Source organism: Extensimonas vulgaris (assembly GCF_003337425.1).
Classification (GTDB): domain Bacteria; phylum Pseudomonadota; class Gammaproteobacteria; order Burkholderiales; family Burkholderiaceae_C; genus Extensimonas; species Extensimonas vulgaris.
The window spans coordinates 433,709-454,991 of the sequence record NZ_QPJU01000001.1 but is presented as its reverse complement, the minus strand read 5'-3'; the positions used below and the strand labels follow the sequence as shown (position 1 = coordinate 454,991).

The 21,283-nt window shown below is 65.5% G+C and carries 16 protein-coding genes; 11 read left to right on the top strand and 5 right to left on the bottom strand.

The window, feature by feature from the left end; translation table 11 throughout:
• Nucleotides 1-2 precede the first annotated feature (2 nt).
• A complete protein-coding gene (locus tag DFR45_RS02055; RefSeq protein ID WP_114482202.1) occupies nt 3-1,052 on the top strand; it encodes an ABC transporter permease in 1,050 nt (349 codons plus the stop codon).
• Nucleotides 1,049-2,683 carry an ABC transporter ATP-binding protein gene (locus tag DFR45_RS02050; RefSeq protein ID WP_114482015.1) on the top strand — a complete coding sequence of 545 codons (1,635 nt, stop codon included), beginning with the start codon at nt 1,049-1,051 and terminating at the stop codon, nt 2,681-2,683. The genes DFR45_RS02055 and DFR45_RS02050 overlap by 4 nt, the downstream gene beginning before the upstream one ends.
• A gap of 193 nt (nt 2,684-2,876) precedes the next feature.
• On the opposite strand, the gene DFR45_RS02045 is transcribed toward DFR45_RS02050, so the two are convergent.
• On the bottom strand, nt 2,877-4,085 hold the full coding sequence (locus tag DFR45_RS02045) for a metallophosphoesterase (protein WP_114482014.1): 1,209 nt from the start codon (nt 4,083-4,085) through the stop codon (nt 2,877-2,879).
• A 333-nt stretch (nt 4,086-4,418) separates the two neighbouring features.
• On the opposite strand from DFR45_RS02045, the gene DFR45_RS02040 reads away from it, so the two are divergent.
• Together DFR45_RS02040 and DFR45_RS02035 are read left to right on the top strand one after the other, a co-directional pair.
• Nucleotides 4,419-5,597, top strand: coding sequence for a DUF4382 domain-containing protein (locus tag DFR45_RS02040; protein ID WP_241659375.1), 1,179 nt, complete (start codon nt 4,419-4,421; stop codon nt 5,595-5,597).
• A gap of 329 nt (nt 5,598-5,926) precedes the next feature.
• The gene (locus DFR45_RS02035) at nt 5,927-6,877 is read left to right on the top strand and encodes a cation diffusion facilitator family transporter (protein ID WP_114482013.1); all 951 of its coding nucleotides are present in this window, start codon (nt 5,927-5,929) and stop codon (nt 6,875-6,877) included.
• Between the two features lie 10 nt (nt 6,878-6,887).
• Here DFR45_RS02035 and DFR45_RS02030 read toward each other — a convergent pair whose 3' ends face one another.
• Nucleotides 6,888-9,518: a cation-translocating P-type ATPase gene (locus DFR45_RS02030; protein WP_114482012.1), complete on the bottom strand. Its 2,631-nt coding sequence runs from the start codon at nt 9,516-9,518 to the stop codon at nt 6,888-6,890.
• 271 nt (nt 9,519-9,789) lie between these two features.
• Entirely contained in the window at nt 9,790-11,280 is a 1,491-nt protein-coding gene (locus DFR45_RS02025; RefSeq protein ID WP_114482200.1) for a Ppx/GppA phosphatase family protein, read from the bottom strand.
• 233 nt (nt 11,281-11,513) lie between these two features.
• Between DFR45_RS02025 and pstS the strand changes: the two genes are divergently transcribed.
• The 7 genes from pstS (at nt 11,514) to phoR (ending at nt 18,131) form a co-directional block, all read left to right on the top strand.
• Nucleotides 11,514-12,563: a phosphate ABC transporter substrate-binding protein PstS gene (pstS, locus tag DFR45_RS02020; protein ID WP_114482011.1), complete on the top strand. Its 1,050-nt coding sequence runs from the start codon at nt 11,514-11,516 to the stop codon at nt 12,561-12,563.
• Between the two features lie 117 nt (nt 12,564-12,680).
• Nucleotides 12,681-13,616, top strand: coding sequence for a phosphate ABC transporter permease subunit PstC (gene pstC / locus DFR45_RS02015; protein ID WP_241659381.1), 936 nt, complete (start codon nt 12,681-12,683; stop codon nt 13,614-13,616).
• Nucleotides 13,613-14,467, top strand: a complete 855-nt coding sequence (gene pstA, locus DFR45_RS02010) for a phosphate ABC transporter permease PstA (RefSeq protein WP_114482010.1) — start codon at nt 13,613-13,615, stop codon at nt 14,465-14,467. Before pstC ends, pstA begins: the two co-directional genes overlap by 4 nt.
• Before the next feature lie 22 nt (nt 14,468-14,489).
• A complete protein-coding gene (gene pstB, locus DFR45_RS02005; protein ID WP_114482009.1) occupies nt 14,490-15,284 on the top strand; it encodes a phosphate ABC transporter ATP-binding protein PstB in 795 nt (264 codons plus the stop codon).
• A gap of 33 nt (nt 15,285-15,317) precedes the next feature.
• Nucleotides 15,318-16,022 (top strand): phosphate signaling complex protein PhoU, encoded by a 705-nt coding sequence (gene phoU / locus DFR45_RS02000; protein WP_114482008.1) that lies wholly within the window; start codon nt 15,318-15,320, stop codon nt 16,020-16,022.
• A gap of 12 nt (nt 16,023-16,034) precedes the next feature.
• Nucleotides 16,035-16,742: a phosphate regulon transcriptional regulator PhoB gene (gene phoB, locus DFR45_RS01995; RefSeq protein ID WP_114482007.1), complete on the top strand. Its 708-nt coding sequence runs from the start codon at nt 16,035-16,037 to the stop codon at nt 16,740-16,742.
• A gap of 36 nt (nt 16,743-16,778) precedes the next feature.
• The gene (gene phoR / locus DFR45_RS01990) at nt 16,779-18,131 is read left to right on the top strand and encodes a phosphate regulon sensor histidine kinase PhoR (protein ID WP_114482006.1); all 1,353 of its coding nucleotides are present in this window, start codon (nt 16,779-16,781) and stop codon (nt 18,129-18,131) included.
• Here phoR and DFR45_RS01985 read toward each other — a convergent pair.
• Both DFR45_RS01985 and DFR45_RS01980 read right to left on the bottom strand, forming a co-directional pair.
• Nucleotides 18,076-19,452 (bottom strand): MATE family efflux transporter, encoded by a 1,377-nt coding sequence (locus tag DFR45_RS01985; RefSeq protein WP_114482005.1) that lies wholly within the window; start codon nt 19,450-19,452, stop codon nt 18,076-18,078. The two genes, phoR and DFR45_RS01985, sit on opposite strands and share 56 nt — an antisense overlap.
• Nucleotides 19,449-21,176, bottom strand: a complete 1,728-nt coding sequence (locus DFR45_RS01980; protein WP_114482198.1) for a hypothetical protein — start codon at nt 21,174-21,176, stop codon at nt 19,449-19,451. The genes DFR45_RS01985 and DFR45_RS01980 overlap by 4 nt, the downstream gene beginning before the upstream one ends.
• Nucleotides 21,177-21,283: the final 107 nt, after the last annotated feature.

Here is a 21,283-nt window from a genome sequence, read left to right as displayed (position 1 = left end):
GCATGCCCCCCGCGATCGACCCCACGCCGGGCTGGTCGCCCGCGTACCGCGCGTGGCGGCGCTTTCGCCGCAACCGCCTGGGCTACGGCAGCCTGATCGTCTTTTGCGCGCTGGTGCTGCTGAGCCTGGCCGCCGAGCTCATCAGCAACGACCGGCCGCTGCTTGTGCGCTACGAAGGGCAGCTTTACTTCCCCATGCTGCGCGACTACCCCGAAAAGGTCTTCGGCGGCGACTTCGAAACCCCCACCGACTACCTCGACCCCTTCATCCGCGAGCGCCTCGCGCAAGGCGGCAACTGGGCGATCTACACGCTCAACCCCTACGGCGCGAACACGATCAACTACTTTGCCAAGTACCCCAACCCCGCGCCGCCCACGCGCGACAACTGGCTGGGCACCGACGACCGCGGGCGCGACCTGCTCGCGCAGCTGATCTACGGCTTTCGCGTGAGCGTGCTGTTCGCGCTCGTGCTCACCGCGACGGGCGTGCTGCTGGGCGTGCTCACGGGGGCCATGCAAGGCTTTTTCGGCGGCAAGGTCGATTTGGCCTTTCAACGCTTCATCGAAATCTGGAGCTCCATGCCCGAGCTGTACCTGCTGATCATCTTCAGCGCGGTGTTTGCGCCCAGCGTGGCGCTGCTGCTCGTGCTGCTGTCGCTGTTTGGCTGGATGGGGCTGTCGGACTACGTGCGCGCCGAATTTCTGCGCAACCGCCAGCTCGACTACGTGAAGGCCGCGCGCGCGCTCGGCGTGGGCAACTGGCAGATCATCTGGCGCCACATCCTGCCCAACAGCCTCACGCCCGTAGTCACCTTTCTGCCCTTTCGCATGAGCGCGGCGATTTTGTCGCTGACCTCGCTCGACTTCCTCGGCCTCGGCGTGCCGCCGGGCACGCCCAGCCTGGGCGAGCTGCTGAGCCAGGGCAAGAACAACATCGATGCGTGGTGGATCTCGCTCTTCACCTTCGGCGTGCTCGTGCTCACGCTGCTGCTCTTGACCTTCATGGGCGACGCGCTGCGCGACGCGCTCGACCCGCGCAAGGCCGAACGATGAACGGCGCCACGAGTACCCCAGCCACCCCGCTGCTCGAAGTGCAGGACTTGTGCGTGCGCTTTGGCAGCAAAGAGGTGGTGCGCCACGTGAGCTTTGCCATCGCGCCGGGCGAAAAGCTCGCGCTCGTGGGCGAATCGGGCTCGGGCAAGACGCTCACGGCGCTGAGCCTGCTGCGCCTCGCGGGCGAGGCCCACATCAGCGGCCAGGCCAGGCTGCGCGGGCGCGACCTGCTCGCGCTGAGCGAGCGCGAGCTGTGCGCCGTGCGCGGCGGCGAAGTGGCCATGGTGTTCCAGGAGCCGATGACGGCGCTGAACCCGCTCATGACCGTAGGCCGGCAGATCGCCGAGGTTTTACAGTTAAAGAAGGCGCTCACGCCCGCGCAGTCTGCGCAAGCAGCTATCGAATTATTAGCAAAAACGGGCATCCCCGAGCCCGCACGGCGCGCCGGCGCCTACCCGCACCAGCTCAGCGGCGGCCAGCGCCAGCGCGCCATGATCGCCATGGCGCTCGCGAGCGAGCCCGCGCTACTGCTCGCCGACGAGCCCACCACGGCGCTCGACGTGACGCTGCGCCGGCAAATCCTCGACCTGCTCGCCGACCTGCAGCGTCAGACCGGCATGGCCGTGCTGCTCATCACGCACGACCTGAACCTCGTGCGCCGCTTTGCTGACCGCGTGGCCGTGCTCGAGCACGGCGTGCTGGTCGAGCAAGGCCCCGTTGCCGAACTTTTTCGCGCGCCGCAGCACCCCTACACGCGCCGCCTGCTCGCAAGCCGCCCGCAGCGCAACGTGGTGGAAGCGCCCCCGCCGCCAGATAGCGCGCCGGTGCTGCAGACGCAAGACCTGGGCGTGAGCTACCCCGTGCCGCTGCCGGGCTGGCGCGGCTGGTTTCGCCAGGGGCGCTTCGAGGCCGTGCGCGGCGTCACGCTGCAGCTGCTGCCGGGGCGCACGCTGGGCGTGGTGGGCGAATCGGGCTCGGGCAAATCCACGCTCGCGCAGGCCATCCTCGGGTTGCTGCCGCACACGGGCGACTTGCAACTCGCGGGCCAGCGCTGGCAGCAGCCGGCCACGCGCAACCTGCCCACCAACCAGGCGCTGCGCCGGCGCGTGCAGGTGGTGTTCCAGGACCCGTTCTCGTCGCTCTCGCCGCGCCTCACGGTGGAAGAGATCGTCGGCGAAGGGCTGCGCGTGCACGCACCCGCGCTCGACGCGCCCGCGCGGCGCCAGCGCGTGCAGACCGCGCTCGCCGAAGTGGGCCTGACGGCGGCGCAATACCCCGGCCTGCTCGCGCGCTACCCGCACGAATTCTCGGGCGGCCAGCGCCAGCGCATCGCGATTGCGCGCGCGCTGATCGTGCAGCCGCAGGTCCTCGTGCTCGACGAGCCCACGAGCGCGCTCGACGTCACCATCCAGCAGCAGGTGCTGAGCCTGCTGCAGCGCCTGCAGCGTGAAAAGGGCCTGAGCTACCTGCTCATCACGCACGACGTGGAAGTGGTGCGCGCCATGGCGCACGAGGTGCTCGTGATGAAAGACGGCGCCGTGCTCGAATCCGGCCCCGCGCTGCAAGTGCTGCGGGCGCCGCGGCATCCGTACACGCAAAGACTGGTCGAGGCGGCGGGGCTGACGGATTGAGCCACGGCGCGGGCGTGCGGCTGCACTGGCGATTTGCTCTTTTGATTCGCTCTTTTTTCTGAAGCAAAAATGAGTGATGAAAAAAGCGCCTTGTGCTTCACCATCAAGCACAAGGCGCTCTCGTTTTTGCGTGAAAAACCAAAATTTTGGCAGCCCGCCGCCGCATCGGCGGCAGACCTGCGCTACCGGCGGGTTACAGCTTGGGCTGCATGCGCTGCCACGAGAACGGGCCAAAGCGCGTGGCCGTGGCGTGGGCGCTGGTGCTGTAGTTGGGGTCCACCTTCAGCTTGAGCCACTCCAGCGGCATGGTGCTGCCGTGCACCGTGATGCGGTGGAAGTTGGGCACGTTGTAGCCGTGGGGCTGGTTGGCGTAGGCATCATCGCTGCAGGCCACGGCAGCGGCGCCCGAGCTGGGCTCGGCGATGCAGGGCGAGCCCTGGACGAGCGGATTGTCGGAGCGGTAGATGTGCGAGTCGCCGTTGAACAACAGCACCGGCTTGCCGTAGTCCTTGGCACGCTGGGCGATTTTGTCGATGAACTGCTGGTACTGCGCGAGCTGGGCCTGTGTTTGGGTGAGGTCCCACATGTCGGCTTGCATTTGGATGACCACGGCGTAATCCTGGTTGGCGACGGCGCGGTTGAAGGCGGTGTCGATCCAGTGCAGGTCGGCAGCGCTACGGTCTGCCACTTCTTGCTTCTGGGCGTCGCTCATGGCAGGCGCGCCGTACCACGGTACCGTGTCATTCGAGGAGCCTGGCAGATTGACCGTAAAAAGCAGGACGCCAGATTTTTCGAACCAGACGTTTTCGACGTAATTTTTGTCGCTCGGGTACTTGGGGTCGAACTCTGTGGCTTGGGAGTGCACAGCCATGCTGCCGCCCAGGGTCTTGCCCGGCTGAGCAAAGAAAATCGAACGTATCAGTTCCAGATTTTTTACCGGATCACCGTTCGCGTAGCCCATGGGGTTGCCATTGGCATCGAGTTTGTAATCGATGGTGCCGGTCGCGGCGTTGTAGGTGCCGCCGCCTTGTTTGGCACGGTGACAGTCGGTCCACTCGTTGTCGCCCGGCGTATAGACCAGGGGATGTTTGAGGGCCGAAAAGTATTGGTAGATCGCCCTGTCGTAGTCCTCTGTGCAGTATTCGCTGCCCGAATGGATGTCGCCCAGATGAACGGCGAAAGACACGTCCTGATCCGCATCCAGCGCCTGCAAGAACGTGGGTAACGCTTTGAACTGCGCGGTGTCCGTCGGGCTGGAGCCGTATGGCACGTCACCGATCGCGGCCATGGTGAAAGGGTCGTTGCCGCCACCGCCACCGCCGCATGCGGTAAGGGCCAGTGCGGCAGCACAGGCCAGCGGGGTGGCAAGTTTCAGGAAGGGTTTCGGGTTTTTGCGTGTCATGGTTTTAGCCTGGGGTGGATGAATGAAACGCAGCAAGCACGCCCTGGAGCGTGCCTGCTGCGTTTTTGATGGTGCAAGCCGTTCATGACAGCGGCATGAATCGGGGGGGCTTGCCGATAGGTCGTCCCTATTGGATCGCCAGTGTTTCGCCATACGCACGGAAAACACCCGGCGAACCCCCTGGTTGCCTGCGTAACATGCGCTCACGCAGAGTTGCCGCCATCCACCCTAAACTGCCCTGCCCCGCGCTCCCTATGGCAGAGCGCAGGGCATGCTCCGCGGCAGCCCGATGGTTCAATGGCCGCGGCAAATCATCCACCAAAGAGGGACACCATGACCATGAAATTGCTCCGAAATCTGAAGCTCGCTGTGGGCGGCATCCTCATCGCCGGGCTGGCCGCCTGCGGGGGCGGCGGGGGTGACGGGGGCAGTGCCGGCACGGGCACTTTGCGCCTTGCGGTGACCGATGCCCCTGCGTGCGGCTACGACGCCGTCAACGTGACGATCCAGAAAGTCCGCGTACACCAGAGCAGCAGCGCCAGCGAGACCGACCCCGGCTGGTCGGAGCTCACGCTCAACCCCGCCGTGCGCCTGGACCTGCTCGGCCTGACCAACGGCGTGCTGTATGAACTGGGCCAGCTGCCCTTGCCCACGGGCAAATACACGCAGATGCGGCTGGTGCTGGCCGCCAACGGCGGGACGCAGCCACTGGCCAACTCCGTCTGGCCCACGGGCGGCAAGGAGGTCGCGCTCAAGACGCCGAGCGGGCAGCAGTCGGGGGTCAAGGCCAACATCAACATCGACATCGGCCCCAACCAGATGGCCGACTTCGTGCTTGATTTCGACGCCTGCAAGTCCATCGTTTCTGCCGGCGCCTCGGGGCAGTACCTGCTCAAACCCGTGGTAGCGGTGATTCCGCGCTATATCTCGGGCGTGCTGGGTTATGTCGATCCAGCCATCGGCGGCGGGGTTGCCGGCGTCTCGCTACAGCAAAGCGACGGCACCATCGTCAAGGCCACCACGCCGGATGCCAGTGGCAAGTTCTTGCTGCAACCCGTGGCGCCGGGTAGTTACACCCTCGTCATGACGGCGCCAGGACGCACTACGGCGGTAGTCACCGGCGTTCCGGTCACGGCGCAAACCGTGACGCCCATCGCCAGCACGTCCACTCCGATTGCCTTGCCACCTTCGGGCACGGCAACTGCCACCGGCACGGCACCTGTCGACACCCTGGTGCGCGCCATGCAGCCTCTCACGATAGGGGGCGTCGTGGAAGTCGCCGGGCAGTACGTGGACGGCGTGACGGGTGGCTACACCTTTCAACTGCCCGTGGCCGCACCCTTGGTCGCCGCCTATGCGCCAGCACCTGCGCCCTTGGTCTTCAGCCCGGACAACCTCGTTGCTGCCCGCTACACGCTGCGGGCCAGCTTGAATGGGTATGCGGACAAGACAGAGGCTCTGCCCATGCTCACTGCAGGTGGCACCAAGACTACGAATTTCATATTTCCTTGAACCATGCTCCCGATTCCGAAGTGCAACACCCGTCGGGGATGGCAGTTGGGAGTCTCATGGTGCAGTAAAAAGTGCTGCAGCACAGGAGGGCAGCTCGGGGCTGCACCGCTGGCTGTGCTGCGGCCAAAATGACCGGCAGACGTCCGCCAACGCCCGCGTAGGTGCGCAGCACCGCCTAATGGACAATCTGGGTTCAAAGGAGTGAATCTATAGGTTGAAAAAATCAGTGCAGGCCGTGGCATGCTTTCGACGATGAGATCATGGGCACAATGTTGCTTTGTGGCACGTTCGCCCGCATCGTCATATTTTGTTCACTCTGCCATTGCCCCATGCTGATCTCGCCCCTGCAAGACCATGAAGACACCGAACACACGGCGGCCGAGCGCGCTGCGGCGGCTGCGCGCAGCACCTGGGTGAGCGTGGCGGTGAATCTGTTGCTCACGGCGGTGCAGATCGTCGTGGGCATTCTGTCCAAGTCGCAGGGCTTGGTTGCCGACGGTGTCCATTCGCTGTCAGACCTGGTGGCCGATTTCGTCGTGCTGCTGGCCAATCGCCATGCGCAAAAAGACGCCGACGCCGACCACCCTTACGGCCACCAGCGGTTCGAAACGGCGGCCTCGCTGGCGCTGGGCCTGCTGCTGCTCGGCGTGGGCCTGGGCATGCTGTGGGCGGCGCTTGCCAAAGTGCAAAGTCCGCATGCGGTGCCGCAGGTGCATGCGGTGGCGCTGTGGGTCGCGGGGGTGGCCTTGGTTGCCAAGGAATTGCTGTTTCGCTACATGCTCGCCGTGGCCAAGCGCGTCAAGTCGAGCATGTTGGTGGCCAACGCCTGGCATGCGCGCTCGGATGCGGCGTCGTCGCTGGTTGTAGGGATAGGTATTGCGGGCAATCTGGCCGGCTATCCGTTGCTCGACCCCATCGCGGCGCTGATCGTCGGGCTCATGGTGGCGCGCATGGGCTGGGGTTTCGCCTGGGACGCACTGCACGACCTCATGGATCGCGCGGCCGACGAGCAGGAAGTGCAGGCAATCCGCCAGACCTTGCTCGAAACGCCCGGCGTGCGCGGCGTGCACGACGTGCGCACGCGCAAGATGGGCGACTTGATGCTGGTGGATGCGCACCTCGAGGTGGACGCGAACCTCAGCGTCGAACAGGGGCATGACATCGCCGTAGAAGCCCGCCGCCGCGTTTTGCAGCGCCACCGCGTACTCAACCTCATGACGCACATCGATCCGTGGCACCGGCCCGATCTGGACCACGCGCCGCTCGCGCGCGTGCCTTAGTCTTGGCGTCTTAAGCATGGCGACGGCTTTTGGGCCGCAGCCAGCGCAGCAGTTCCAGCCACAACAGACACAGCGCGAGCAGCACGGCAGCGATGAGCGCGCCTGGCGTACCTGGCAGGGCCAGACCCATGAGCTCGCGCAACCAGGGCACGCCAAGCACCGCGAGCAGCAGCAGGGCCATCACGCCGGCCATGCGCGCAAGCCAGGGATTGGGGTCGGCAAGGCCATGCCAGGCAGGATGGGCAAGGTCGCGATTTGCCAAAACCAATAGCATCACACCAAGCACCAGCGTGCAGAAAATGATGGTCCGGCCTTGTTCTGCGCTCCAGCCAGAGGCCACGAGCCAGGATTGGCCGGCAAGCAAAAGCACGCCCATTCCCAGCCCCTGCGCAACGCCCAGGAGCAGCGGAGCTGCGGCGAAGGGCGAGTCCGACGCCGCGCGCGGCGGACGCCGCATCAAGTCTTCATCCTCGGGTTCGGCTTCGAAGACGACGGAGCAGATCGGGTCGATCAGCAGCTCGAGCAGCACGATGTGCACGGGCAACAGCAGTGCGGGCCAGCGCAACAGCGTGGGCACGAGCGCAAGTGCGATGATGGGCATGTGCACAGCAAAGACGAAACGCGTGGCCTTGCGGATGTTGTCGTCAATGCGCCGCCCTTGGCGGATCGCCGCGACGATGCGCGCAAAGCTGTCATCGAGCAGCACCAGCGCGGCGGCCTCGCGCGCCACGTCGGTGCCGCGCTCGCCCATGGCGATGCCAACGTCTGCGGCCTTGAGTGCGGGCGCATCGTTGACACCGTCGCCCGTCATGGCCACGACCTCGCCGGCTGCGCGCAGCATCTGCACGAGGCGCAGCTTGTGCTGCGGCTTGAGCCGCGCACACAAGTCCACATGCTGCAGGCGTGCGCGCAAGGCGGCATCGTCGAGCGCCTCGATCTCGGCGCCCGTGATGACGTCGGGCCGCTCGGAGAGCCCCACTTGCCGCGCAATGGCGCGGGCCGTCGCCGGGTGGTCGCCCGTCATCATGATCACGCGCACGCCGGCCGCGCGGCATTCGGCCAGCGCGGCCGGGACTTCCGGGCGCGGCGGGTCGGCCAGCGCCACGAGGCCCAGGAATTCGAAGTCGAAGTCATGCTGGCTGGCGGGCCAGAGGGGCGTGCGGCCTGCTGCCGGCGGCGCGCCCGTCCAGCGCCCACGCGCCACGCCGAGCACGCGCAGCCCACGCTCGGCCATGGCCTGCGTCTGGCGCTGAATGGCTTCGCGCTGCGCCGCGGGCAGGTGACACAGGTCGATCACGGCCTCGGGCGCGCCTTTGGTGGCGAGCAGGTGCTGCGCTGGGTTGCTGCTCGCATAAACGCGCGTCATGGCCAGGATTTCGCCCGAGAGCGCGTACTCGAACTCGGGCTGCGCATCATCGTGCACGTGCTCGGTGCCCGTGAGCCAGCGGTGGCCGAAGCTCTGGATGGCTTTTTCCATGGGGTCGAACGGGTCCAGCGGCGTCGCCAGCAGGGCGAATTCGGTCAGCAGGTGAAACGCTTCGGGCAGGTTTTGCGCACCTTCGGCGCGCCACTGCGCTTGGGGTGTGGCGAGCTCGGCCACGGCCATGCGGTTGAGCGTGAGCGTGCCGGTCTTGTCCACCGCGAGCACGGTGATCGCGCCCAAGGCTTCGACGGCAGCGACGCGCCGCGTGAGCACTTTTTGCTGGGCGATGCGCCAGGCGCCGAGCGCGAGGAACACGGTGAGGATGACCGGGATTTCTTCGGGCAGGATGGCCATCGCAAGCGCAATGCCGGTCAGCAGGCTCTCGAGCAGCGGCCGGCCGCCCCACCACCAGCCCAGCAGCACCTGAAATGCAGCGAGCAGCCCCGCGATCGCACCGAGCCGGCGCACCAGGGCGCGCGAAGCCTGCTGCAGCGCAGAGGGCGGCTCCACGGTGGCAGCGAGGTCTGCCCCGATGCGCCCGACAGCGCTGCGCGCGCCGGTGGCGCAGACCTCGGCAATGCCCACACCGCGCGTCACCACGGTGCTTGCGTACAAAAGATGCACCTCCTCGTCGGGCAGGGGCGCATCGTCATTGCTGCGGGCAGATTGCGGCGGGCAGGGCAGCTTGGCCACGGGTACCGATTCGCCCGTGAGCAGCGACTCGTCGACCTCGAGCTGCCCTTGCCGCAACACGGCGTCGGCCGCGATGCGGTCGCCCTCGTGCAGCACGAGCAAGTCCCCGCGCACCACGTCGCGGCCCGCGATGCGCTGCTCCTGACCATCGCGCAGCACCAAAGCGCGCGGGGCCGAGAGATCACGCAGCGACTCCAGTGCGCGCTGTGTGCGGCGCTCCTGCGCCACCGTGATGCCGATCACCACGCACACGAAACCGAGCAGGAACAAGGCTTCGCTGCGGTCGCCAAGCATCAGGTAGATGCTGCCGGCGACCAGCAGCATCAAAAACATGGGTTCGGTGAGGACTTCGCGCACGATCGTCCAGAAGGACTTGGGCGCGTTGCCAGGCAGCAGGTTCGGGCCTTCGGCAGCGAGGCGTCGCGCCGCCTCGGCACTGCTCAGGCCCTGCAAGCCAACAGAGGAAGAAGGTGCGGCAGTGCTGGTTTCGGCCGACGGCGGGGGACAGATTGGTGCAGAGGGCATGGCAGCTTTGGCAAGAAAGGGGCAGGGGGTTCATCCCAGATTGTCCATTCGGCGGCGCTGCGCGCCTACGCGGGCGCTGACGGACGTCTGTCGGTCATTGGGGCCGCTGCAAAGAAACCCGTCATTGCGAGCCCCGCAGGGGCGCGGCAATCCAATCCCATCCTTTGCAGCGTGCGCCGGCGCTGTTACCAAGGCCCGATGGATTGCCACGGGCCTTCGTCCTTCGCAATGACGGGGAACGATCAGCCCGCGTCCTAATGAACAATCTGGGTTAATGCAACTCTAGCCGCAGCTCCCACGGAGTTTTTTGCCACGCCAGGGCTTCTTCACGCAGCAGGTAAGCCGATTGCGGGTAGGCCCTGGCCCAGCCGGGGCGCGTCGTGAGCACGTGGTGCGTGCCTTTCAACTGCAGCGTTAGCCCGGCGATGTCGGGGTCGCGGCGGGCATGGCACAGCGCCACGGCCAGGCGCAGGCACAGCAGCTGCACGACCAGGCCGGTGTCGCCGTGCAATTCGGCCTCGAGCTTGCGGACTTTGCCGCGCTGCCCCAGCACCAGCAAGCCCAGCCTGTGCAATTCGGTCGCAGTGAAGCCGGGCACGTCGGTGTTGTCGAGGATGTACGCGCCATGACGGTGCGCATCGCTGTGCGAGATCAGACTGCCCAGTTCGTGCATGCGGGCGGCCCACTCGAGCTCGCGCGCCGCGGCGGCGCTGGCTGGCGATGGCGGCGCAACCTGTGCGAACAAAATGCCCGCGGTGCGCGCGACGCGCTCTGCCTGTGCGGCATCGACGGCAAAGCGCTGCATCAGACCCTGCACCGCAGCGGCACGCAAGTCGGTCGCGGGCTGCTCGCGGTCGAGCAAGTCGTAGAGCAGACCATGGCGCAAAGCGCCCTGCGCGGCCTGCATTTGGTCGATTTGCAGCAGATCGAACACGGCACGCAGCACACTGAGTCCGCCGCCGAGCACGGGCCTGCGCTCGTCCTTGAGCCCTTCGAGACGCAAGCGTTCGGCCGATTGGGCGCGCACGAGGCGCTCTTGCAGCCAGTCCAGCCCGGCGCGCGTGATGGCGCCCGCTGGCGCAAGCCCGGCCAGCGCCAGAATGTCTGCAACGGCACCCACGGTGCCCGAAGCGCCATAGGCGACTTCCCATGCGTTGCGGTGAAAAGTGTCCAGCGCTTCGTCGAGCACGGCCTTGGCGGCGATTTCAGCAGTCGAGAACGCTTGCGGCGTGAACGCGCCTTGGGCGAAGTAACGCGCCGACCACGCCACACTGCCGACGCGGTACGAGGCCATGAGCTGCGGCGAGAATTGCTGCCCGACGATGAGCTCGGTCGAGCGTCCGCCGATGTCCACCACGAGCCGGCGCTCATCCGACTGGGGCAGCAGGTGCGCCACGCCTTGGTAGATGAGCCGCGCTTCTTCGGGGCCCGAGACCACGTCGATCGGATAGCCCAGCACCTCGCTGCCGCGCGCGATGAACTCCTGGCGGTTGCGCGCCTCGCGCAGCGTTTGCGTGGCCACGGCGCGCACTTGCGAAGGGCTGAAGTCTGCAAGCCGCTCGCCAAAGCGCGCGAGGCACTCCCAGCCGCGCTGCATGGCTTCGGGCGTGAGCTTGCGTTCCTCGTCGAGGCCGCCGCCCAGGCGCACGGTTTCTTTGCGGTATTCGATGCGTTCGATGTGGCCGTAGGCAAAGCGGCCGATTTCGAGGCGAAAGCTGTTGGAGCCCAAGTCCACAGCCGCAAGCAGTGTTCCGTCGTTCATGTTGTGGCGCGTGTTGCGCTTTTTGCTGCAGTTCAGCATAGCAGACGCACCAGGGGATCATGGGCCATGCTTGCAGCTTGCAAGAAAAGACCATGCTAGGGTGCGCGCATGACAAAACAGTGACAGCCCAAAGGGTGTTTGGGGTAGGCATGACAAAGGCTGGCGAATGTCACATTTCTGTCATTGCAGCCCGATAAAGTGGCGCATCCCTTTCCAACCCAAGAGGTGTTCCCATGAAGCTCTCAATGATCCGCTTTTTTGCAACAGGTGCGGTTGCCGTCGGCATGGCTGCTGGCGCGCAGGCGCAGCAGGAAGTCAAAGAGATCACCGGCGCAGGTGCTACCTTCCCGGCGCCGCTGTACGCCAAATGGGCCGCGGATTACTACCAGGCCACGGGTGTCAAGATCAACTACCAATCTGTGGGCTCTGGCGCAGGTCTCAAACAGATCGATGCCAAAACGGTGGCCTTCGGCGCATCCGACATGCCTTTGAAGGAAGATGAGCTCGAGAAAAAGGGCTTGGTGCAATTCCCCACCGTGATCGGCGGCGTGGTGCCCGTGGTCAATGTCAAAGGCCTGGAGCCCGGCAAGCTCAAGCTCAATGGCCAGGTGCTTGGCGACATCTATTTGGGCAAGATCACGAAATGGAACGATCCTGCGATTCAGGCGCTGAATCCAGGCTTGGCGTTGCCCGATGCGGCCATTGCACCGGTGCGCCGCGCCGATGGCTCGGGCACCACGTTCGTGTTCACCAACTACCTCTCCAAGGTCAATCCCGAGTGGAAGAGCAAAGTTGGCGAGGGCACGGCAGTGAACTGGCCCGTCGGCGCCGGCGGGAAGGGCAATGAAGGCGTGGCCGCTTTCGTGGGCCGCCTGCCGAACTCGATTGGCTACGTCGAGTACGCTTACGTCAAGCAAAACAAGATGACGTACGTGCAAATGCAAAATGCTGCTGGCCGCTACGTTTCGCCAGACGAAGACGCTTTCAAGGCCGCCGCCGCAGGCGCCGTGTGGCCCAAGAGCTTTTACCTGATCCTCACGAACCAGCCTGGCAACGCCACTTGGCCGATCACCAACCCCACCTTCATTCTGATGCACAAAGTGCAGGACAAACCCGCCGAGGCTGCCGCGGCGCTGCGGTTTTTCGATTGGGCCTACAAAAATGGCGACAAAACGGCATCCGACCTGGACTACGTGCCGTTGCCGGCCAGCGTCAAGGAGATGGTCATGAAGTCGTGGGCCGAGATCAAAGATGCCTCGGGCAAGCCGGTTGCCTACAAATGACGTCGTGATGCATTGAGGATCGCCAACGTGTCCACTTCCCTGCCTGTGCGCGCCTTGCCGACCGCCGCCGTTGAACCGAAGGCGCAGCGCGGCACCCCTCCCGCGCGCCCGAAACTTCTGACGAATGCGCTTGCCGATCGCATTTTTGCCTGGCTGGCCTGGGCGGCTGCTGCGCTGACTTTGGCGGTTTTGGTCGGTATCCTGGTGTCGCTCGTGATCGGTGCGTGGCCCGCCATTGCGCGTTACGGCTTGGGTTTTCTCGGGCGCAGCGTGTGGGACCCGGTGCAAGACGAGTACGGCGGGCTGGTGATGATTTATGGCACGCTGGCGACCTCGTTCATTGCCTTGCTGATCGCAGTGCCCGTGAGTTTCGGCATTGCCTTGTTCCTGACCGAGCTGTCGCCCGCGTGGCTCAAGCGCCCGTTGGGCACGGCGATCGAGTTGCTCGCCGCGGTGCCCTCCATCGTCTATGGCATGTGGGGTTTGCTGGTGTTTGCACCCATCCTCGCGCGCTTCGTGCAGGAGCCACTGCAAGCCTGGTTCAGCGGCGTGCCATATCTGGCAGCCCTGGTTTCGGGGCCGCCCGTAGGAATAGGCATTTTGTCGGCGGGCATCATTTTGGCCATCATGGTGATCCCGTTCATCGCCTCGGTGATGCGTGACGTGTTCGAGGTGACACCTGCGATGCTCAAGGAGTCGGCTTACGGGCTCGGCTCCACGACCTGGGAGGTGGTATGGAAGGTCGTGCTGCCTTACACCAAGACCGGCGTGCTTGGCGGCATCATGCTGGGCTTGGGACGTGCACTTGGCGAAACCATGGCAGTGACCTTCGTCATCGGCAACATGAACCAGCTCAAGTCCTTGTCGCTTTTCGAGGCGGCCAACAGTATCACTTCGGCGCTGGCCAACGAGTTCGCCGAAGCCGCCGAGGGACTGCACCAGGCTTCGTTGATCTATCTGGGTTTGGTGTTGTTTTTCATCACCTTCGTGGTGTTGGCTTTGTCCAAGGTATTGCTGATGCGCTTGCAAAAAAATGAAGGAGCGCGCACATGAGTGGTTTGGCGCAGCAGCGTGCGGTGCGCTTCCAAAGGCGCAAGCGCATCAATCAGGTGGCGCTGAGCTTGTCGCTCGTTGCCATGGTTTTTGGCGTGTTCTGGCTCGTCTGGATTTTGTGGGAGACGCTGCGGCTTGGTCTGGCGGGGTTCAGTTTCGGCTTGTTTACCCAAATGACTCCGCCGCCCAACGATGCCGGTGGCCTCGCCAACGCGATTTTCGGCTCGCTCACGATGGTGCTGCTGGCCACGGCGTTGGGCACGCCCATAGGCATGATGGCAGGGGTGTTTTTGGCTGAGTACGACAAAAAAAGTGTGCTTGCGGCGGTCACGCGCTTCGTCAACGACATTTTGCTGTCGGCGCCGAGCATCGTGATCGGCCTGTTCGTCTATGCCGTGGTGGTTGCGCGCTTGCGGAGTTTCTCGGCGTACGCAGGGATCCTGGCGCTTGCATTGATCGTGATTCCGGTGGTCATACGCACGACCGAAAACATGCTGCTGCTCGTGCCCGCGAGTTTGCGCGAGGCGGCGTATGCACTGGGTTCGCCCAAGTGGAAAGTCATCACTCTCGTGACTTTGCGCGCGGCACGCGCGGGCGTGATCACGGGGGTGCTGCTTGCCGTGGCGCGTATTTCGGGCGAAACGGCGCCGCTGCTGTTCACGTCGCTCAACAACCAGTTCTGGAGCGCCGACCTCTCCAAGCCCATGGCCAGCCTGCCGGTGACCATTTTCAAATTTGCCATGAGCCCTTATGAAAACTGGCAGCAGCTTGCGTGGGCCGGCGTGTTTTTGATCACGCTCGCTGTGCTGGGTCTCAATATCCTCGCGCGCATGCTTTCGCGCCAGCAATGAACGGAACCAGGAAAGATTTGCCATGCCCATCGTCTCACCGGCTGTCACGGCTCCTGCCAAGATTCGCCCCAAGCTCGCGGTGCGCGGCTTGAATTTCTATTACGGCAAGTTTCACGCCCTGAAAAACATCGATTTGGACATCCCGGAACACAAGGTCACGGCTTTCATCGGGCCGTCGGGCTGCGGCAAATCGACCTTGCTGCGCACCTTCAACCGCATGTACGAGCTCTATCCCGAGCAGCGCGCGCAAGGCCAGATCCTGCTCGACGGCGAAGACGTGCTCACGAGCAAGCAGGACGTGGCCTTGCTGCGCGCGAGGGTGGGCATGGTGTTTCAAAAACCCACGCCGTTTCCCATGTCGATTTACGACAACATCGCCTTCGGGGTCAAACTGTTTGAAAACCTCGGAGCGAGCGACCTCGACGACCGCGTCGAATGGGCGCTGCGCAAGGCGGCGCTGTGGGACGAAGTCAAAGACAAACTCCGGCAAAGCGGCGCGAGCCTCTCCGGGGGGCAGCAGCAACGCCTATGCATCGCACGCGGCATTGCCGTGAGACCCGAGGTGTTGCTGCTCGACGAGCCATGTTCGGCGCTCGACCCGATCTCCACGGCGAAGATTGAAGAATTGATCGCTGAGCTCAAAGACGAATACACCGTGGTGATCGTCACGCACAACATGCAGCAGGCGGCGCGGGTGAGCGATTACACGGCGTACATGTACCTGGGCGATTTGGTCGAGTTCGGCGAAACAGAGCAGATGTTCTTCAAGCCGCAGCGCAAAGAGACCGAAGACTACATCACGGGCCGTTTCGGCTGAAGCGATGGGGCTGATGAACCTAAGGGACGTACCATGACCGAGAAACATCTCTCCTCGCAATTCGACAACGAGCTCAACACCGTCTCTGCGCGCGTCATGGAGATGGGCGGGCTCGTCGAGGCGCAGATACGCCAGGCGATCTACGCGCTGTCGCAGTTCAACCTCGATGCTGCGCACCAAGTCATGGTGACCGAGCATCGGGTCAATGCCATGGAAGTGGAGATCGACCATGAGCTCACGACGATCATTGCGCGGCGCCAGCCCACGGCCCGCGATTTGCGCCTGCTGATCGCGTTTTCCAAGGCCACGACCAACCTCGAACGCATGGGCGACGAAGCCAACAAAATGGCGCGCATGGTGCAATCGATCATCGAGAGCGGGGCGGCGCGCTCGCTGCCCGCAGGCGAGTTGCGCGTGGCGGCGGATCTTGCTTCGGCGCAGCTGCGCAAAGTGCTCGATGCGCTGGCGCGGCTCGACACCAGGGCGGCGATCGCCATCCTCAAAGAAGACGATCTGATCGATCAGGAGTTCGACGGCTTCGTGCGCAAGCTCATCACCTACATGATGGAAGACCCGCGCACCATCTCGCCGAGCCTGGATTTGCTGTTTCTTGCCAAGGCCATAGAGCGCATTGGCGATCATGCCAAGAATCTGGCCGAGCTCATCATCTACCTCGTCGAAGGCAAGGACGTGCGCCACGTGGCCATGGACGAAATCGAATCCACTTTGTCGCATTGAGTGAGAGTGCGGATGAAAAAAATGCCCCGCGTTTTGATCGTCGAGGACGAGCCTGCGATTGCCGAGCTGATCGCCGTCAACCTGCGCCACAACGGTTTTCAGCCGATTTGGGCAGAGGATGGCGATTCGGCCCAGCGCGAGATCGACACCGTTTTGCCCGACGTGATCCTGCTCGACTGGATGCTGCCGGGGCACAGCGGCCTCGTGCTCGCACGCAAATGGCGCGCCGACAGCCGCAGCAAGTCCGTGCCCATCATCATGCTCACGGCGCGCGGCGACGAGCCCGACAAAGTCGCGGGGCTCGACGCCGGGGCCGACGACTACATCACCAAGCCTTTTTCCACACAGGAGTTGCTCGCGCGTATCCGCGCCGTGCTGCGCCGCCGCGCGCCCGAGCAGGTCAACGACAGCGTGGCGCAGGGCGATCTGGTGCTCGACGCCGCCACGCACCGCGTGACCTACCAGGGGCGTGCGCTCAAAGTGGGGCCGACGGAGTTCAAACTGCTGCACTTTTTCATGAAACATGCCGAGCGTGTGCACAGCCGCGCCCAGTTGCTCGACAAGGTGTGGGGCGACCATGTATTCATCGAGGAACGCACGGTCGATGTGCACGTCAAGCGCCTGCGTGAGGCGCTTGGTCCTGCAGGGGCCATGGTCGAGACCGTGCGTGGCGCGGGCTATCGTTTCACGAGCCAGCCAGCGGCTTTGCTACGGGCCTGAGCGGCACCTGCCGGATTCACAAGGCTCGGCTCACGCATGTTCAGGCATTGGCTTCTTTTTTTGCTGTGTCAGGTCGCTGGCGGGGGACTTGGGTGGTGGCTGGAGGGGGCGTGGGGCGCTTTGCTGGGCGCGGGCCTCGCAGTGTGGGCTTGGTTTGCGCTCGACGTCTGGCGCGCAGGCCAAGTGTTGCGCTGGCTGCGCGCCGGCGACGTTTCTGCGGCGCCGCAGCTGCGCGGACTCTGGGGCGAGGCGGCCGATAGGGCGCGGCGCTTGCTACGGCAGGGGCAGGCGCAAGTCGCATACAGCCAGGCTCGGGTGCAGGAACTTCTGGCGGCACTGCAGGCCACGCCCAACGGCGTGGTGTTGCTCGACGGACAAGGGCGTATCGAATGGTGCAATGAAATCGCTGCGGCGCATTTTGACCTTGATGTGCAGCGCGACCTGATGCAATTCATCGGCAACCTCGTGCGTGACCCGGAGTTCAGTGCGTATTGGGCGGCCCACGATTTCAGCCACGACGTGATCCTGCGCAGCCGGGAGAGCACGCCCGCGCACCCCGTGCGGTTGTCGGTACAGCTCTTTCCCTACGATGGTGGGCGCATGCTGCTGCTGGCGCGCGATGTCACGGCGCTCGAACAGGCCGACGCCATGCGGCGCGATTTCGTCGCAAACGTGTCGCATGAGATGCGCACGCCGCTGACGGTGCTGTCGGGCTTCATCGAAACCTTGCAAACCCTGCCACTCGACGCGCAGGAGCGCAGTCGTTACCTCGGCATGATGGGGCAGCAGGCCGCGCGCATGCAGCACATCGTCGAAGACCTGCTCACGCTCTCGCGTCTCGAGGGCAGTCCCTTGCCGGGCCTCGATGAGTGGACGCCGGTGCAAAGCCTGGTGCGGCGTTGTGAACAGGAGGCACGGGCACTTTCGTCCCTGCTGACGCAGGACGTGCAGCGCCCGCATGTGCTGCAGTTTCCTGCGCCCGAGACGCTGCAAGAGGCCGGCGAGATCGCGGGCGCCGCGACCGAGCTGCAAAGTGCTCTGTCGAACCTCATCACCAATGCCGTGCGCTATACGCCTGCGGGCGGCAGCATCACGGTCGAATGGCGGCGCGAGGCCGATGGCACGGCGGTTTTCAGCGTGCATGACACGGGCGTGGGCATTGCGCCCGAGCACATTCCGCGCATCACCGAGCGGTTTTACCGCGTCGATCGCAGCCGCTCGCGCGAAACCGGCGGCACGGGGCTGGGGCTGGCGATCGTCAAGCACGTGCTGCAGCGCCACGGCGCCGCACTGCACATCACGAGCACGGTGGGCAAGGGCTCGACCTTTTCGGTCACCTTTCCGGCGATCCGCTTGCGGGCGGCTGCACAGCCTGCACTCGCGCCTTGAGGGTGCGCCGCAGCAGCACCCAAAACAGCGCCGCGACGAGCACGAGCGCGAGGGTGCTCGTGGCCCAGAACGTGCGTGGTGAGGGCTGCGGGGCACACGGCCCCCAGCCTGAATAGGCAAGCACGTAGCCTCCGCCCAAGCCCAGCCCCCACAGCAAAAGGCCATAGATCACGAGCGGCGCCACCGTGATGCGGTACGAGCGCAGCACGAACACGCAAAAGGTCTGCACCACATCGGCCGCATGGTAGGCCGCGATCCACAGCAGCAGGGCGCTTGCCAGGGTGCGCACCTCGGGGTTCTGTGAGTAGAGGGCTGCAAGCGCGTCTTTAGCTATGAGCAAAATAGCTATTGCGGCAATACCCACGCCGGTTGCGAGCCTAAAACCCATCCAAACCACGGCTGCAGCCTGGGCGGGTGCAGCGCGGCCGAGCCAGTAGCTCGCACGCGCGCTCGTGGCGATGGCAAGCGCGAGCGGCAGCGCATAGAGCATGCCGGCCACGTTGGCCGCGATCTGGTGCGCGGCTGCAGCCACCGTGCCCTGGCGCGCGACGAACAGCGACATCAGCGTGAACGAGGTCACTTCGACCAGGATCGCGAGCCCCGCGGGCACGCCCAGGCGCGCGAACTGCGCGAGGCTTGGCAGGTGCAGCGGCTCCAGCCGGCGCCACAATTGCAAGGGCGCATAGACGCTCTGGCGGCGCAGCAGCCCCAAGGCGAGCGCCAGCATGCCGTACTGCACGAGCACCGTGGCCCAGGCACAGCCCGCTGCGCCGAGCGCCGGCAGGCCCGCGCCGCCAAAGGTGAGCCAGACCGACAGTGGCAGCTTGAACAGCAGCGAGCCCAGTTGCAGCCAGGTGACCAGGTGCGGCATGCCCAGCGCCTGGTTGAGCGTGCCATAAACCCGAAACAGCAGGTTTGCGGGCAGCGCGAAGGCGAGCACGGCCAGGTAGCGCTGCACCTCGGCGCGCAAAGGGGGCGGCACCTCGGCCCAGCGCAGCAGCGCATCGGGCGCGAGCAACAGCGCCATGCCCAGCACGCTGAGCAGCGCCCACAGATAGAGCGCCTGGCGCACCGAACGGCCGATGCGCGCCGGCGCTTGCGCGCCGTGCCATTCGGCCCACAAGGGCAGCAAGGCTTGCAGTACGCCCGTGAGTGCGATGAAGATGCTGATGAAGATCGCCGCGCCCACCGAGAGGGCAGCGAGCGCCGTGGCGCTGTGGCGGCCCGCGACGACCGTGTCTGCGAGCCCGAAGGCCATCACCGCCCACTGCCCCACGAGCACCGTGAGCGCGTGGCGCACGATGAGGGCGCGCTCGCTCATGGCGCGTCTGCGGTGGTTTCTGTGATGCGGCGCAGCAGCAGCAGCGCATCGTCCTTGTCGGTCGGGCGCACGATGCGCGCGGCGAGCTGCCATTCATGCGGTACCACGCCGGGAACGCGCCCGGGCCAGTTGTCCGCATCGACCACGAGCCAGCGGCAGGCCGAGGTCGGCCGCGCAGCCACGAGGCGCAGCTGCGTGTGGTACAGCAGCGCCGCGGCCTGCGGGCGGCCGACGCCCCCCACTTGCACGCAACCCGGCGCCGCACCGAGCGCATGCACGAGGCGCTGCATCTGCGGCGCATAGCTGCGCGCGTAGTCGAGCGCAGGCAGCCACACGGTAGTGAGCAGCAGCCAGCACAGGACGGTGCCGCCCGCGGGCAGCACCAGGCTTTTCCAGATCGGCGCACGGTGGCGCGCGGCACGCCACCACACCAGCGCGCACCAGCAAAAACTAGCGCCCAGCGCGAGCAGCAGGGGCGGCCAGGAAAAGCCGGGAACGAAGCCCGGCACCAGCCGCGCAACGTTGGCCGCGGGCTTGGCGGGCACGCCGGTCTGCATGGCCACCCACACCACCCACAGCGCCAGGGCCAGCGCCGTAAAAAAGAGCAGCGTGAACCAGTCGATCAACGCCGCCATCGCGCGCTTGAGCGTGGGCAGGGCAAAGGCGGCGAGCGCGGCCATGGCCGGCAGGCCCAGCAGCAGGCTGCGGTCGGCCGGTTGCGTGGTGAAGGTGGAGGCCAGCGAAACCAGCACGAACCACAGCGGCAGCAGCAAATGCGGCGGGCCGGGCGTGTGCAAAAGCTGCTGGCGCCAACGCCACAGCGTCCACAAGGCCAGCGGCCAGGCGGGCCAACCGAACCAGAGCAGCAACCGCAGCAGATTGCGCCAATCCTGCCAACCGAGCCAGGTGTCGCCCACGTTCCAATGCCACAGGCCCAGCGCAGCCGTGAGCGCAGCGGCAAGCGCCGTGCAGGCGAGCATGGTCAGGCTCCAGCGCTTGCGCAGCATGGGTACTTGTGGCAGCGCGTCGGCCGGTGCGCGCCACAAAAGTATCAGGCAGCCCAGCCCGAGCAAGGCCGAGATGCCGGGCGCCCCCGAGAGGCTTAGTCCGCACAGACCCGCGCCAAAGCTGCCAAGCGCGAGCCACTGGCGGTAGGGCAGGGCTGCGGCGCCATAAAACACCAGCGTGGTGCAGGCCAATTGCACGAGGTAGCTGCTCGTTTCATGCGCCAGTTGCGCCAGCCCCAGGCAGGCGAGCAGTGCGAGCAGCGCGCCGTCGGCGATGGCGCGGGCGTAGTCGTCGGGCTTGGCCTCGCCGCCGAAGGCAAAGGCCACGGGCTGGGCCTGCGGGCGACGCGCGAGGTAAACCACGCCCCACCAGGTCGCGAGCAGCGTGAGACCGAGCAGGGCGATGAAGGGCAGTCGCGCCGCCACGGCTGCATCGAGCCAGGGGGCGGTGGCCTGGATCGCCCAGGCACCGAGCCAGTACGGCAGCAGCCCGTCGCTGGCGGCAGCAGGCAGGCCCAGCAGCTGCGGCGCAAGCCAGTCGGTGTGGCCGCGGGCGAGTTCGAGCATGTAGCCCAGCGACATCACGTCCACGCTCTTCCACGGGCTGCGCCCGACGAAACCGCTCACGACGTACGCCAGGCACAGCAACAGCAGTGCCCAGCGCGGCAAAGGGCGCGCGGCATCCTGGCTGACGATGGCGGGGTTGGGCGGATTCACGGCGGCAGGAAAAGGGGGGGAGGTGGGCTGGGGCTGCGTGCCGTGTGCCCTGCAGTGTGCCTGCGTGCGCAGAAAAAAGATGCGACTTGCGCAAATCTGGCTCAGGC

Excerpts from the sequence above, each read along its gene's own strand:
- DFR45_RS02055 (WP_114482202.1), top strand. The coding sequence starts at position 3 with ATGCCCCCCGCGATCGACCCCACGCCGGGCTGGTCGCCCGCGTACCGC.
- DFR45_RS02050 (WP_114482015.1), top strand. The coding sequence starts at position 1,049 with ATGAACGGCGCCACGAGTACCCCAGCCACCCCGCTGCTCGAAGTGCAG.
- DFR45_RS02045 (WP_114482014.1), bottom strand. The coding sequence starts at position 4,085 with ATGACACGCAAAAACCCGAAACCCTTCCTGAAACTTGCCACCCCGCTG.
- DFR45_RS02040 (WP_241659375.1), top strand. The coding sequence starts at position 4,419 with ATGACCATGAAATTGCTCCGAAATCTGAAGCTCGCTGTGGGCGGCATC.
- DFR45_RS02035 (WP_114482013.1), top strand. The coding sequence starts at position 5,927 with ATGCTGATCTCGCCCCTGCAAGACCATGAAGACACCGAACACACGGCG.
- DFR45_RS02030 (WP_114482012.1), bottom strand. The coding sequence starts at position 9,518 with ATGCCCTCTGCACCAATCTGTCCCCCGCCGTCGGCCGAAACCAGCACT.
- DFR45_RS02025 (WP_114482200.1), bottom strand. The coding sequence starts at position 11,280 with ATGAACGACGGAACACTGCTTGCGGCTGTGGACTTGGGCTCCAACAGC.
- pstS (WP_114482011.1), top strand. The coding sequence starts at position 11,514 with ATGAAGCTCTCAATGATCCGCTTTTTTGCAACAGGTGCGGTTGCCGTC.
- pstA (WP_114482010.1), top strand. The coding sequence starts at position 13,613 with ATGAGTGGTTTGGCGCAGCAGCGTGCGGTGCGCTTCCAAAGGCGCAAG.
- pstB (WP_114482009.1), top strand. The coding sequence starts at position 14,490 with ATGCCCATCGTCTCACCGGCTGTCACGGCTCCTGCCAAGATTCGCCCC.
- phoU (WP_114482008.1), top strand. The coding sequence starts at position 15,318 with ATGACCGAGAAACATCTCTCCTCGCAATTCGACAACGAGCTCAACACC.
- phoB (WP_114482007.1), top strand. The coding sequence starts at position 16,035 with ATGAAAAAAATGCCCCGCGTTTTGATCGTCGAGGACGAGCCTGCGATT.
- phoR (WP_114482006.1), top strand. The coding sequence starts at position 16,779 with ATGTTCAGGCATTGGCTTCTTTTTTTGCTGTGTCAGGTCGCTGGCGGG.
- DFR45_RS01985 (WP_114482005.1), bottom strand. The coding sequence starts at position 19,452 with ATGAGCGAGCGCGCCCTCATCGTGCGCCACGCGCTCACGGTGCTCGTG.